Here is a 13853-nt window from a genome sequence, read left to right on the forward strand (position 1 = left end):
AGCAGAATCGAGATTAACGGCAAACCAGGAGTGTTTATTATGTGAGCAGACTCGCAACACTGCCAGTCTGCCCAAAAAGGTCAGAGTTTATGATGCAGATAATCGCCAATACGGGAGAAAAGGCCGCCCTTTTCAACGCTTTCCAGCGTAACCAATGGCCAGTGCGCGACCACCTTGTCACGATCGTACAGCTGGATCTCCCCTACCCGCTGATGCGCGGCGATCGGCGCTTCCAGCTCTTTTTTATCCATCACGTATTTCGCCTTGATGTTCGGCACTTCCGATTTGGGTAATGCCAGCCAGAAGTCCTGATCCGTGCCCAGCGCGATCTGCTCTTTATCGCCGTACCAGATGCGCTCGGTTCCCACTTTTTTACCGTTATGCAGGATCTGCACCGTATCAAAATTTTGCTGTCCCCAGTGCAGCAGCTTGCGCGCCTGATCTTCACGTCCTTTCGGGCTGTCTGCCCCCATCACCACAGCAATCAGTCGACGCTGACCGTCCACCGCGGAGGCAATCAGGTTAAAGCCCGCGCCCGAGGTGTGACCCGTTTTCAGGCCATCCACGTTCATGGTCTTATCCCACAGCAGGCCGTTGCGGTTCTGCTGGGTGATGCCGTTCCAGGTCAGGCTCTTTTCGCTGTACATGTGATAGAACTCAGGCTCGCCGTGAATGATGGCCCGGGAAAGCACGGCGAGATCGTAAGCGGAGCTGTGCTGACCCGGTGCATCCAGCCCGTGTACGGTTTCGAAGTGGGTATCGCGCAGGTTCAGCTTTTCAACGTAGTCATTCATCATCCTGACGAACTGCGGCTGACCGCCCGCCACGTGATCCGCCAGCGCCACGCAGGCGTCATTGCCGGAATCAACAATCAGGCCGCGGCTGAGATCGCGCACGGAAACCCGATCGCCCTCCTTCAGAAACATCAGCGACGAACCGTCAAAGACCGGATTGCCTTTTGCCCATGCGTCACGTCCGACCGTCACAATGTCATCGGGGCTGATGCGGTGGCTATCAATGGCACGATCGACAACGTACCCCGTCATCAGTTTGGTCAGGCTCGCCGGATTACGCTGCTGATGTTCGTTGCCCGCCGTTAAGATTTGACCCGTGGTGTAATCCATCAATACCCAGGAGCCAGCCTGGATGGCAGGCGGCTGAGGTGAAAAATCCAGCGGCTCGGCAGCCAGCGCGGATGAAATACTCGAAACGAGTAAAGAAACAGCAATAAACAGACGGCGTTTCAACGGTATATCCTCAGGTCAGTAAAAATCGATGACCTTTTTACGGGAGTTCTGATGTCGTTACCTGCCTTAATTGCAAAAAAATGTGACAGCACGCAGATTTTTTCGGAACAAATCTCGCAAATTTCTTGCCTGACGGTGCTTTTTATTCGGACTGCTCACCCCAATCGTTTACCATAGAGAAGTCAATTTTTAACAGGATGAGATTACTGGTGTCTGACTCTGCCGCGCGCCCGACTTTTTTGTTCCACGATTACGAAACCTTTGGCACCCATCCGGCGCTGGACCGACCGGCGCAGTTTGCGGCTATCCGAACCGATGACGAATTTAACGTCATTGGCGAACCCGAGGTGTTTTACTGTAAGCCCGCCGATGACTATCTGCCGCAGCCGGGCGCGGTGATGGTAACGGGCATCACGCCTCAGGAAGCGCGGGATAAAGGCGTTAGCGAAGCAGAATTTGCCCGTCGCATCCACGACCTGTTCACGGTGCCCAATACCTGCGTGTTGGGTTATAACAACATCCGTTTTGACGATGAAGTGACGCGCAATATCTTCTACCGCAACTTCTACGATCCGTATGCCTGGAGCTGGCAGAACCGTAATTCACGCTGGGATTTGCTGGATATCATGCGCGCCTGCTATGCGCTGCGCCCGGAGGGGATTAACTGGCCGGAGAACGACGACGGCTTGCCGAGCTTCAGGCTCGAGCACCTGACGCGGGCCAACGGCATTGAGCACAGCAACGCCCACGACGCGATGGCAGACGTTTACGCGACCATCGCTATGGCGAAACTTGTAAAAACCGCGCAGCCGCGCCTGTTTGAGTATCTGTTGAGCCATCGCAGCAAGCAAAAGCTGATGACGCTAATTGACGTGCCGCAGATGAAACCGCTGGTGCATATTTCAGGGATGTTCAGTGCGTGGCGCGGGAATACAAGCTGGGTGGCGCCGCTTGCCTGGCATCCGGACAACCGTAACGCCGTCATCATGGTGGATCTCGCCGGAGATATCTCCCCGCTGCTTGAGCTCGACAGCGACACCTTACGTGAACGGCTCTATACGCCGAAAGAGGCGCTGGGTGACCTGCCAGCCGTACCGGTAAAACTGGTGCACATCAATAAGTGCCCGGTGCTGGCGCAGGCCAACACGCTGCGCCCGGAAGACGCCGACCGGCTGGGGATTAACCGTCAGCACTGCCTCGATAACCTGAAAGTGCTGCGCGACAACCCGCATGTGCGCGAGAAAGTCGTCGCCATTTTTGCCGAAGCAGAGCCGTTCGTGCCGTCTGAGAATGTGGATGCGCAGCTTTATAACGGCTTCTTCAGCGACGCCGATCGCGCGGCGATGAATATCGTGCTGCAAACTGACCCGCGTAACCTGCCCGCGCTGGATATCACCTTCGCAGATAAGCGCATTGAGAAGCTGATGTTTAATTATCGCGCGCGCAACTATCCCGGCACGCTGGATGAAGCAGAGCAGGAACGCTGGTTACAGCATCGGCGCAACGTGTTTACGCCGGAGTTTCTTAATAGCTACGCCCAGGAGCTGGAGATGCTTTACGGTCAGTATGAAGGGAATGCTGAGAAGCAGGCGCTGCTGAAAGCGCTGTTCCAGTATGCGCAAGAAATTGTCTGAGTAGCGGGTACAAAAAAGCCGGAGGCGATGTCTCCGGCTTTTTTTTGCCGGGTGGCGCTAACGCTTACCCGGCCTACGAAACTGTAGGTCGGGTTGAGCATAGCCGTCACCCGACACAGTCTTACGCGACGTCTTCGTACTGAGGAACCGGGTTGCGGAAGCTTCTGGTCACGCAAGCCAGGTAAATCAGACCGATTGCACCCCAGATCAGACCCAGAACCATTGAGCTCTCTTCCAGGTTGATCCACAGGGCGCCCACCGTCAGGGCACCACACACTGGCAGCACCAGATAGTTGATGTGGTCCTTCAGCGTCTTGTTGCGCTTCTCACGGATCCAGAACTGCGAAATCACGGAGAGGTTAACGAAGGTGAACGCCACCAGCGCACCAAAGTTAATCAGCGCCGTGGCCGTTACCAGGTCGAATTTAATCGCCAGCAGGGCAATAGCGCCCACCAGCAGCACGTTCCACGCCGGGGTACGCCATTTAGGATGCACGTAACCGAAGAAGCGGGTTGGGAACACACCGTCACGGCCCATCACGTACATCAGACGAGAAACGCCCGCGTGCGCAGCCATACCGGAAGCCAGTACGGTGACGCTGGAGAAGATCAGCACGCCCCACTGGAAGGTTTTACCCGCCACGTACAGCATAATTTCAGGCTGTGATGCATCCGGATCTTTAAAGCGAGAGATATCCGGGAAGTACAGCTGTAAGAAGTAAGACGCACCAATGAAGATCAGGCCGCCAATCAGCGCGGTCAGGAAAATCGCTTTCGGGATCACGCGCTCAGCGTCTTTGGTCTCTTCAGACAGAGAAGAGATACCGTCGAAGCCCAGGAACGAGAAGCACAGGATAGTCGCACCGGTGATCATCGGCACTACGTGCGCGCCTTCAGACCAGAACGGACGGGTGCTGGTCAGCGTACCTGCGCCTTCCCCGTGGGAAACGCCGTAGATGATCAGCCCAACGATAACCGCAACAATCCCCATCTGAAGGATCACAATCAGGGTGTTGAAGTTAGCCACGGTCTTGATGCTGCGCAGGTTAGAGATGGTCATAAAGGCCACCAGCGCCACAACGAAGATCCACGACGGCACGGAAGGCACCAGCGCTTCGAAGTAAATTTTTGCCAGCAGAATGTTGATCATCGGCATGAACAGGTAGTCCAGCAGTGATGACCAGCCCACCATAAAGCCAACCGCCGGGCTAATGGATTTCTGAGCATAGGTGTACGCAGAGCCTGCGGACGGGAAACGGCGAACCAGTTTACCGTAGCTCAGCGCTGTAAAGAGGATGGCGACCAGCGCAAAGGCGTACGCCGTTGCAACGTGACCGTCAGTAAGGCCTGATACGATACCGAATGTATCGAACAGCGTCATCGGTTGCATATAGGCAAGGCCCATCATAACAACCGGAATCAACGTAAGCGTTTTACGTAATTCCACGCGAGAGGTGTTTGGAGTTGCGTTATGCGACATAGTTATTCTCCTTTACGGTGATAACCGCCACGTAAGCGAAAAATTGCCCCATTTCTTTCTTCCTCAGCGACAACAACTGTCGGATTTTAGTAAATATCTATCCGGTACGAAGCCCGGCCTCTTGGTTTTTAGTTTCGTTTCGTACATGCAAAAAAAAATAACCGACGCCTTTTATATCGTCGATTATTCATTTGTTTGCAGCGGCGGCATTTTGCCCTATTCCAGATACAAAAGGCAATACATTGAGAAACCTGCCCATAAATTAATTTTACTAACTGATTGATTTCCCATCACCTGCCTGAGTGTAAACTGTAGCGATAGCACTATTTGCTAAAATTTCGTCTCGCCACCAGGCGCTGGCAAGCCCGGCGGTCTGTTCATTCCAGCCTACCCATACCGATTCGTTACTGCTTTGCGCTAAAACCTGTTTTTCCACCAGCGCTCCGCTGTTAATAAACCGCTGCGCTAAATAACGGGGAAGGTAACCGCACCCCAGGCCGCTTATTTGCAGCTCCAGCTTGGTTTTGAAATCAAAAACGGTGATGGCCTCCTGCTCATCCAGCAGCTGCGATGAAATGCCGCACTCGGGGCGAGAACTGTCTCCAACCACAATGGCACGATAGTTTTTAATGACGCGTCGGGTAACAGGCTCCGGTTCATTCGCCAGCGGGTGATGAGGCGCAACGGCAAAAACCTGCTCCAGAACGCCGAGCCGCGCAAAACCAAATTCGCTCAACTGGGGAGGCTCATGCAGCGCGCCAACGATGATATCCGCCCTGCCCTGCGTCAGGGCCTCCCAGGAACCGCCCAGCACGCCATTGATAAAAACCAGCCGGGTGACGCTGTGGCGCTGATAGAACGCCTCAATAAGCGGGGTAAGCAGGGAGAAAGGGAATGTATCATCAACCCCAATCACCAGCTCATTTTCCCAGCCCTGGTGAAGTTTGACGGCCTGTTTTTCCAGCTCGCGCACCGTATGCAGCACGTCACGCCCTTTTTCCAGCAGCATCTGCCCTGTACGGGTGAAACGCGCGCGATGCCCGGTGCGGTCAAGGATTTGGATATTAAGATCGCTCTCGAGCTTTTGCACGGTGTAGCTCAGAGCCGAAGGGGTTTTATAGAGCTTCGCCGAGGCGGCGGCAAAGCTCCCCTCTTTTTCCAGCGCATCCAGAATAACAAGAACATCCAGCAGCGGTTTCATCTTCGCCCCCTTGCGGTGTGCGATTGTCTCCGCCGGCGCAATTATTCCATGGGCATAACCAGCGGATCGGGATACTGATATTCAAATCCCAGTTCATGGCAAATACGATTGCCATCAATAATTTTGCCTTTGCGTTCCCCCTGCGCCTCACTGAATACCGGCGGCGCCAGACCCAGCTGGCGCGCCATCAGCGGATAAAAGGTACTGCGCGGCGGATGCGAAGGCGCACATATATTATAGATGTGCCCCCCTTTCGGAGCCTGCAAAAGCAGTTCTATGGCGCCGATAACATCCTCAAGATGCACAAGATTAACCCCGTGCTGGCCATCCGGCGCAGATTTACCGGCAAAGAAGCGCCCCGGATGACGCCCCGGCCCCACCAACCCGGCCAGACGTAAGATATCCACCTGCGTGCCAGGCAGATTGTGCAGCCAGTCTTCCAGCTCTTTCAGTACCCGGCCGCTGGCGGTCACCGGACGGCGCTCGGTGTTTTCTTTCGCCGTACCGTCGATATCGCCATAGACGGAGGTGGAGCTGGTGAAAATGATACGCGGGATATGGTGCGCCAGGGCGCTGTCGACAATCTCCTGCACCGCCTGCAAGTAAAAAGACTCACCCGGGCCGCTGCGCCGCGCCGGTAAGGTAATGACCAGCGCGTCCACATTCATCAGTTCATCCAGCTCGTCGGTATCGCAGATAAGCTCGGGTTCGAGACGCAGCTCGACACCATCAATGCCGCACATGCGTGCCGCTTCAACCCCATCTCGGGTGGTCTTACTCCCTGTCACCTGCCAGCCTTTCGCGGCTAATGACATCGCCAGTGGCATTCCTAACCATCCTAACCCGACAATCGCGACCTTTTTCATTACATTCTCCGCTTAACGATGCCTGTTATAAGGCTACGCCAGCCTGGTGGAACGCACAATTCATACCATCAATATGAAATGAATTAATGATCAAAAAAAGCCCTTGCTTTATGGCGTACAACTGGTTTAGGTTAAAAGACATCAAATGCATAAGCATTCAACGAGAATTTATATGACACGCGTTCCTTTTAAAAACCACCATCATCACCATCATCCTGACTAGTCTTTCAGGCGATGTGTGCTGGAAGACGTTTGGATCTTCCAGTGGTGCATGAACGCATGAAAAAGCCCCCGGAAGATCTTCTTCCGGGGGCTTTTTTTTGGACCGCATTCAGACAGGTTAAAACAGGTTAACGAGGAACACAGAATGTTAGATAACTCACGTTTACGCATAGCTATTCAAAAATCAGGCCGTTTAAGCGACGATTCACGCGAACTGCTGGCCCGCTGCGGGATTAAAATCAACCTGCACACCCAGCGCCTGATCGCCCTGGCTGAAAATATGCCGATCGACATTCTGCGCGTACGTGATGACGATATCCCGGGCCTGGTGATGGATGGCGTCGTTGATCTCGGCATCATCGGCGAAAACGTACTGGAAGAAGAGTTATTAACCCGCCGCGCGCAGGGCGAAGATCCGCGCTACTTTACCCTGCGTCGTCTGGACTTTGGCGGCTGCCGCCTGTCGCTGGCTACGCCGGTCGATGAAGCCTGGGACGGCCCGGCCGCGCTGAACGGCAAACGTATCGCCACCTCTTACCCTCACCTGCTGAAGCGTTACCTCGATCAAAAAGGCGTACAGTTTAAATCCTGTCTGCTGAATGGCTCCGTTGAAGTGGCGCCGCGTGCGGGCCTGGCCGATGCCATCTGTGACCTCGTCTCCACCGGCGCCACGCTCGAAGCGAACGGCCTGCGCGAAGTGGAAGTGATCTACCGCTCCAAAGCGTGCCTTATCCAGCGCGACGGCGAGATGGCCGACGCCAAACAGCAGCTCATCGACAAACTGCTGACCCGCATTCAGGGCGTGATTCAGGCGCGTGAATCCAAATACATCATGATGCATGCGCCGACCGAGCGCCTGGACGAAGTGATTGCCCTGCTGCCGGGCGCTGAGCGCCCAACCATTCTGCCGCTGGCGGGCGACCAGCAGCGCGTGGCGATGCACATGGTGAGCAGCGAAACCCTGTTCTGGGAAACCATGGAAAAACTGAAGGCGCTGGGCGCAAGTTCCATTCTGGTGCTGCCAATTGAGAAGATGATGGAGTAACGACCATGAGCTTTAACACAATCATCGACTGGAATACCTGTAGCGACGCGCAACAGCGCGAGCTGCTGATGCGCCCAGCAATTTCCGCCTCGGAGAGCATCACCCGCACCGTGGCGGAGATCCTTGATAACGTCAAAGCCCGCGGGGACGACGCGCTGCGCGAGTACAGCGCGAAGTTTGATAAAACTGAGGTCGACGCGTTACAGGTTACCGAGCAGGAAATCATTGATGCCAGCAATCGTCTGGGTGATGACATCAAACAGGCGATGGCCGTCGCGGTGAAAAATATTGATACCTTCCACACCGCGCAGAAATTGCAGGCGGTGGATGTGGAAACCCTGCCCGGCGTACGCTGCCAGCAGGTGACACGCCCGTTGGCGTCCGTCGGCCTCTATATTCCTGGCGGCTCTGCCCCGCTGTTTTCGACCGTCCTGATGCTGGCCACCCCGGCACGTATTGCCGGTTGTCAGAAGGTGGTGCTCTGCTCTCCGCCACCGATCGCCGACGAGATCCTGTACGCGGCGAGGCTGTGCGGCGTGCAGGCGATCTATAAAGTGGGCGGTGCGCAGGCGATTTCCGCCCTGGCGTTCGGGACGGGATCCATTCCGAAGGTCGACAAAATCTTTGGCCCGGGCAATGCCTACGTGACCGAGGCGAAACGCCAGGTCAGCCAGCGTCTGGACGGCGCGGCGATTGATATGCCTGCCGGTCCGTCTGAGGTGCTGGTGATTGCCGACAGCGGCGCTACACCGGATTTCGTGGCCTCTGACCTGCTCTCGCAGGCCGAGCACGGCCCTGACTCGCAGGTGATTTTACTGACGCCAGATGCCGACATGGCAAAACGCGTGGGCGACGCCGTTGAGCGTCAGCTGGCTGACCTGCCGCGGGCGGAAACGGCGCGTCAGGCGCTATCCGCCAGCCGCCTGATTGTGGCCCGCGATCTTGACCAGTGCATCGCCATCTCCAACCAGTACGGTCCTGAGCACCTGATTATTCAGACCCGCAACGCGCGCGAACTGGTCGACAGCATAACCAGCGCAGGCTCAGTGTTTCTCGGCGACTGGTCACCGGAATCCGCCGGGGATTACGCCTCCGGCACCAACCACGTGCTGCCGACGTATGGCTATACCTCAACCTGCTCCAGCCTGGGGCTGGCGGATTTCCAGAAGCGCATGACCGTGCAGGAACTCTCCCGCGAGGGATTTGCCTCGCTGGCGTCGACCATTGAAACCCTGGCCGCCGCCGAGCGCCTGACTGCCCACAAAAATGCCGTGACGCTGCGCGTTGCCGCCCTGAAGGAGCAAGCATGAACATCGAAGAATTAGCCCGCGAAAATGTCCGTCGCCTGACGCCCTATCAGTCTGCGCGTCGTCTGGGCGGGAACGGCGACGTCTGGCTGAATGCCAATGAATATCCCACGGCGGTGGCCTTTGAGCTTTCGCAGCAGACGCTGAACCGCTACCCGGAGTGTCAGCCGAAAGCGGTGATCGAGAACTATGCGCAGTATGCAGGCGTGAAGCCTGAGCAGGTGCTGGTCAGCCGTGGGGCTGATGAAGGGATTGAGCTGCTGATCCGCGCCTTCTGTGAGCCGGGTAAAGACGCGGTGATGTACTGCCAGCCCACCTACGGGATGTACAGCGTGAGCGCCGAAACCTTTGGCGTGGCCTGCCGCAACGTGCAGGCGCTCGACAACTGGCAGCTGGATTTGCAGGGCATCGCCGATAACCTCGACGGCGTGAAGGTGGTGTTTGTCTGTAGCCCGAATAACCCCACCGGGCAGATTATTCATCCGCAGGATATCCGCACCCTGCTGGAGATGACGCGCGGAAAGGCGCTGGTCGTCGCTGATGAAGCCTACATTGAGTTCTGCCCGCAGGCGACGCTGACAGGCTGGCTTGAGGAGTATCCGCATCTCGTTGTGCTGCGTACCCTTTCCAAAGCCTTCGCCCTCGCTGGCCTTCGCTGTGGATTTACGCTGGCGAATAAAGCGGTTATCGACCTGCTGCTGAAAGTGATCGCCCCGTATCCGCTCTCAACGCCGGTTGCCGATATTGCGGCACAGGCGCTGGCCCCGCAGGGCATCAGCGCGATGCGCGAGCGTGTGGCGCAGATCCTGGAAGAGCGTCAGTATCTTGTTGATGCCCTTAAAACGATTCCGTGCGTGGAGCAGGTGTTCGACTCGGAAACCAACTACATCCTGGTGCGCTTCACCGCCTCAAGCGCGATATTTAAATCGTTGTGGGATCAGGGCATTATCTTACGAGACCAGAATAAACAACCTACCCTGAGCGGCTGCCTGCGTATTACCGTCGGCACCCGTGCAGAGAGCCAGCGCGTGATTGACGCCCTGAAAGCGGAGAAAGTATGAGTCAGAAGTATCTCTTTATCGATCGTGACGGCACCATCATCTCGGAGCCACCCAGCGATTTTCAGGTCGATCGTTTCGACAAGCTGGCCTTTGAACCCGATGTGATCCCGGTGCTGCTGAAGCTTCAGAAAGCAGGCTATAAGCTGGTGATGATCACCAACCAGGACGGTCTGGGCACCGACAGCTTCCCGCAGGGAGACTTTGACGGCCCGCACAACCTAATGATGCAGGTGCTGACCTCGCAGGGCATCGCCTTCGACGAAGTGCTGATCTGCCCGCATATGCCTGCCGACGAGTGCGACTGCCGCAAGCCAAAAGTGAAGCTGGTTGAGCGTTATCTGGCGGAAGAGGCGCTGGATAAAAGCAACAGCTATGTGATCGGCGATCGCGTCACGGATATCACGCTGGCGGACAACATGGGCATTGCGGGCCTGCGCTATAACCGCGACACGCTAAACTGGGCGATGATTGGCGAGCAACTCACCCGACGCGACCGCTATTCCCACGTTGAACGCAACACCAAAGAGACGCAGATCGACGTGAAGGTCTGGCTCGACCGCGAAGGCGGCAGCAAGATCCACACCGGCGTCGGTTTCTTTGACCACATGCTGGATCAAATCGCCACGCACGGCGGCTTCCGCATGGAGATCACCGTTAAGGGCGACCTGTATATCGACGATCACCACACCGTGGAAGATACCGGCCTGGCGCTGGGCGAAGCCCTGAAGCTGGCGCTCGGCGACAAGCGCGGCATCAACCGCTTCGGCTTCGTGCTGCCGATGGACGAGTGCCTGGCGCGCTGCGCGATGGATATCTCCGGGCGTCCGCACCTGGAATACAAAGCCGACTTTACCTACCAGCGCGTGGGCGATCTCAGCACCGAGATGGTGGAACACTTCTTCCGCTCGCTCTCTTACACCATGGGCCTGACGCTGCACCTGAAAACCAAAGGCAAAAACGATCACCACCGCGTCGAGAGCCTGTTCAAAGCCTTTGGCCGTACCCTGCGCCAGGCGATCCGCGTGGAAGGTGACGCCCTGCCCTCGTCGAAAGGAGTGCTGTAATGAACGTGGTGATTCTGGACACCGGATGCGCCAACCTGAACTCCGTACAGTCGGCGATTATGCGCCACGGCTATGAGCCGGTGGTGAGCCGCGACCCGGACGTGGTGCTGCGTGCCGATAAACTCTTTCTGCCGGGCGTAGGCACCGCCCAGGCGGCGATGGATCAGATCCATGAGCGCGAGCTGGTGGATCTCATCAAAGCCTGTACTCAACCGGTGCTGGGCATTTGCCTCGGCATGCAGCTGCTTGGCCGGCGCAGCGAAGAGAGCAACGGCGTTGATCTGCTGGGCATTATTGAAGAAGACGTGCCGAAAATGACCGACCACGGCCTGCCGCTGCCGCACATGGGCTGGAACCGCGTTTATCCGAAGGCGGGCAACAGGCTGTTCCAGGGTATTGAAGACGGCGCGTACTTCTATTTTGTTCACAGCTACGCCATGCCCGTGAATGCCTACACCATCGCCCAGTGCAATTACGGCGAGGCGTTCACCGCCGCCGTGCAGAAAGATAACTTTTACGGCGTGCAGTTTCACCCGGAACGCTCCGGCGCCGCCGGTGCGCAACTGCTGAAAAATTTCCTGGAGATGTGATGATAATTCCCGCTTTAGATTTGATTGACGGCACGGTTGTTCGTCTCCACCAGGGCGATTACCGGCAGCAGCGCGACTACGGCAACGACCCGCTGCCGCGGTTACAGGCTTACGCCGCCGAGGGCGCTGAGGTATTGCATCTGGTCGATCTGACCGGCGCGAAAGATCCGGCCAAACGCCAGATCCCACTGCTTAAAACACTGGTGGCTGGCGTGGACGTCCCGGTGCAGGTGGGCGGCGGCGTGCGTACGGAAGCCGATGTTGCCGCCTTACTGGACGCGGGCGTGGCGCGCGTGGTAGTGGGTTCGACCGCTGTGAAAGATCCTGAGAGTGTCAAGGGCTGGTTCCGCCGCTTCGGTGCGGATGCGCTGGTGCTGGCGCTGGATGTGCGCATTGACGCGCAGGGTAACAAGCAGGTCGCAGTCAGCGGCTGGCAGGAAAACTCCGGCGTAACGCTGGAAGAGCTGGTCGGGATGTATCTCCCGGTAGGGCTTAAGCACGTCCTGTGCACGGATATTTCACGCGATGGTACGCTCGCAGGATCTAACGTCTCACTGTATGAAGAGGTTTGCGCCCGTTATCCGCAGGTGGCGTTTCAGTCCTCTGGCGGTATCGGCGACCTGGCGGATATCGCCGCTCTGCGCGGAACCGGTGTACGTGGCGTGATCGTGGGTCGCGCGCTGCTGGAAGGCAAATTTACGGTGAAGGAGGCGATTCAATGCTGGCAAAACGGATAATTCCCTGCCTGGACGTGCGTGATGGTCAGGTTGTAAAAGGCGTGCAGTTCCGCAACCACGAGATCATTGGCGACATCGTTCCGCTGGCAAAACGTTATGCCGAAGAAGGCGCAGACGAACTGGTATTTTACGATATCACCGCCTCCAGCGATGGCCGCGTGGTGGACAAAAGCTGGGTGGCGCGCGTGGCAGAGGTGATTGATATTCCCTTCTGCGTGGCGGGCGGGATTAAATCTGCTGACGATGCGGCGAAAATTCTCTCTTTCGGTGCGGACAAAATTTCGATTAACTCCCCTGCGCTTGCAGATCCGGAGCTGATTACGCGTCTGGCGGACCGCTTTGGCGTGCAGTGCATTGTCGTGGGGATCGACACCTGGTTTGATACCGCGACGGGCAAATATCACGTTAACCAGTACACCGGCGATGAAAGCCGCACGCGCGTCACCCAATGGGAGACGCTGGACTGGGTGCAGGAAGTACAAAAACGCGGCGCGGGTGAGATCGTGCTGAACATGATGAACCAGGACGGCGTACGCAACGGTTACGACCTCGAGCAGCTGAAAAAAGTGCGCGCGGTCTGCCAGGTTCCGCTGATTGCCTCCGGCGGCGCGGGCACCATGGAACACTTCCTTGAAGCCTTCCGCGATACGAACGTAGACGGCGCGCTGGCCGCTTCCGTGTTCCACAAACAGATTATCAATATTGGTGAGTTAAAAACGTACCTGGCCGACCAGGGCGTGGAGATCAGGGTATGTTAACAGAGCAACAACAGGCGCAGCTGGACTGGGAAAAAACTGACGGATTACTGCCGGTGGTTGTACAGCATGCCGTTTCAGGCGAAGTGCTGATGCTGGGATACATGAACCAGGAGGCACTGGCAAAAACGATCGACAGCGGCAAGGTGACGTTTTTCTCGCGCACCAAACAGCGCCTGTGGACGAAAGGGGAAACCTCAGGTCACTTCCTGAATGTGGTCGGCATTACGCCAGACTGCGACAACGACACCCTGCTGGTGCTGGTCAACCCGATTGGGCCGACCTGCCACAAAGGTACCAGCAGCTGCTTTGGCGAGGCGAGCCACCAGTGGCTGTTCCTCTATCAGCTGGAACAGCTGCTGGCAGAGCGTAAATCAGCGGATCCCGAGAGCTCGTACACGGCGAAGCTGTACGCCAGCGGCACCAAGCGTATTGCGCAGAAGGTGGGTGAAGAAGGCGTTGAAACGGCGCTGGCGGCCACCGTGCATGACCGGGAGGAGCTGACGAACGAAGCGTCGGATTTGATGTATCACCTGCTGGTGCTGCTTCAGGATCAGGAGCTGGATTTAACGACGGTGATTGAGAATTTGCGGAAACGACATAAATAAAAAAAGACCGGGGAGACCCGGTCTTTTTTTGTGTGT

At 56.9% G+C, this 13853-nt stretch carries 15 protein-coding genes and 1 other annotated feature; of the genes, 10 read left to right on the plus strand and 5 right to left on the minus strand.

The features are described from left to right. Nucleotides 1-80: 80 nt before the first annotated feature. Nucleotides 81-1253 (minus strand): serine-type D-Ala-D-Ala carboxypeptidase DacD, encoded by a 1173-nt coding sequence (gene dacD, locus O1721_RS18360; protein WP_139152761.1) that lies wholly within the window; start codon nucleotides 1251-1253, stop codon nucleotides 81-83. 191 nt (nucleotides 1254-1444) lie between these two features. On the opposite strand from dacD, the gene sbcB reads away from it, so the two are divergent. Further along, nucleotides 1445-2881: an exodeoxyribonuclease I gene (gene sbcB / locus O1721_RS18365; protein WP_152818594.1), complete on the plus strand. Its 1437-nt coding sequence runs from the start codon at nucleotides 1445-1447 to the stop codon at nucleotides 2879-2881. Nucleotides 2882-3002: 121 nt separating this feature from the next. Here the strand turns inward: sbcB and O1721_RS18370 are convergent, their stop codons facing one another. From O1721_RS18370 to O1721_RS18385, 4 genes are all read right to left on the minus strand, one after another. Next, a complete protein-coding gene (locus tag O1721_RS18370; protein WP_006811203.1) occupies nucleotides 3003-4361 on the minus strand; it encodes an APC family permease in 1359 nt (452 codons plus the stop codon). Further along, nucleotides 4351-4413 carry a membrane protein YoeI gene (gene yoeI / locus O1721_RS18375; protein ID WP_099458931.1) on the minus strand — a complete coding sequence of 21 codons (63 nt, stop codon included), beginning with the start codon at nucleotides 4411-4413 and terminating at the stop codon, nucleotides 4351-4353. The genes O1721_RS18370 and yoeI overlap by 11 nt, the downstream gene beginning before the upstream one ends. Nucleotides 4414-4632: 219 nt before the next feature. Then, a complete protein-coding gene (locus O1721_RS18380) occupies nucleotides 4633-5562 on the minus strand; it encodes a LysR substrate-binding domain-containing protein (RefSeq protein WP_023294990.1) in 930 nt (309 codons plus the stop codon). Nucleotides 5563-5603: 41 nt separating this feature from the next. Further along, nucleotides 5604-6428, minus strand: coding sequence for an SDR family oxidoreductase (locus tag O1721_RS18385; RefSeq protein WP_017383300.1), 825 nt, complete (start codon nucleotides 6426-6428; stop codon nucleotides 5604-5606). A 172-nt stretch (nucleotides 6429-6600) separates the two neighbouring features. Here O1721_RS18385 and hisL point away from each other — a divergent pair, with 172 nt between their 5' ends. The 9 genes from hisL (at nucleotide 6601) to hisIE (ending at nucleotide 13817) form a co-directional block, all read left to right on the plus strand. Then, nucleotides 6601-6651: a his operon leader peptide gene (gene hisL / locus O1721_RS18390; protein WP_099516347.1), complete on the plus strand. Its 51-nt coding sequence runs from the start codon at nucleotides 6601-6603 to the stop codon at nucleotides 6649-6651. After that, nucleotides 6627-6750, plus strand: a sequence feature (His leader region). Its footprint overlaps the gene before it by 25 nt. Nucleotides 6751-6795: 45 nt before the next feature. Further along, complete coding sequence (hisG, locus tag O1721_RS18395; protein WP_000886595.1) at nucleotides 6796-7695, plus strand: ATP phosphoribosyltransferase; 900 nt, start codon at nucleotides 6796-6798, stop codon at nucleotides 7693-7695. Nucleotides 7696-7700: 5 nt separating this feature from the next. Further along, nucleotides 7701-9005, plus strand: a complete 1305-nt coding sequence (gene hisD / locus O1721_RS18400) for a histidinol dehydrogenase (RefSeq protein WP_032103468.1) — start codon at nucleotides 7701-7703, stop codon at nucleotides 9003-9005. Next, a complete protein-coding gene (gene hisC, locus O1721_RS18405; RefSeq protein ID WP_032103469.1) occupies nucleotides 9002-10063 on the plus strand; it encodes a histidinol-phosphate transaminase in 1062 nt (353 codons plus the stop codon). Before hisD ends, hisC begins: the two co-directional genes overlap by 4 nt. Next, nucleotides 10060-11127, plus strand: a complete 1068-nt coding sequence (gene hisB, locus O1721_RS18410) for a bifunctional histidinol-phosphatase/imidazoleglycerol-phosphate dehydratase HisB (RefSeq protein WP_032103470.1) — start codon at nucleotides 10060-10062, stop codon at nucleotides 11125-11127. The genes hisC and hisB overlap by 4 nt, the downstream gene beginning before the upstream one ends. Next, a complete protein-coding gene (gene hisH / locus O1721_RS18415) occupies nucleotides 11127-11717 on the plus strand; it encodes an imidazole glycerol phosphate synthase subunit HisH (protein ID WP_015572396.1) in 591 nt (196 codons plus the stop codon). The genes hisB and hisH overlap by 1 nt, the downstream gene beginning before the upstream one ends. Further along, nucleotides 11717-12454, plus strand: a complete 738-nt coding sequence (gene hisA, locus O1721_RS18420) for a 1-(5-phosphoribosyl)-5-[(5-phosphoribosylamino)methylideneamino]imidazole-4-carboxamide isomerase (RefSeq protein WP_032103473.1) — start codon at nucleotides 11717-11719, stop codon at nucleotides 12452-12454. The genes hisH and hisA overlap by 1 nt, the downstream gene beginning before the upstream one ends. Continuing rightward, entirely contained in the window at nucleotides 12436-13212 is a 777-nt protein-coding gene (gene hisF, locus O1721_RS18425) for an imidazole glycerol phosphate synthase subunit HisF (RefSeq protein ID WP_032103475.1), read from the plus strand. Before hisA ends, hisF begins: the two co-directional genes overlap by 19 nt. Then, on the plus strand, nucleotides 13206-13817 hold the full coding sequence (gene hisIE, locus O1721_RS18430; protein ID WP_032103476.1) for a bifunctional phosphoribosyl-AMP cyclohydrolase/phosphoribosyl-ATP diphosphatase HisIE: 612 nt from the start codon (nucleotides 13206-13208) through the stop codon (nucleotides 13815-13817). The genes hisF and hisIE overlap by 7 nt, the downstream gene beginning before the upstream one ends. Nucleotides 13818-13853 lie beyond the last annotated feature (36 nt).

Source organism: Enterobacter cloacae complex sp. HYC033_NIDB (genome assembly GCF_056673335.1).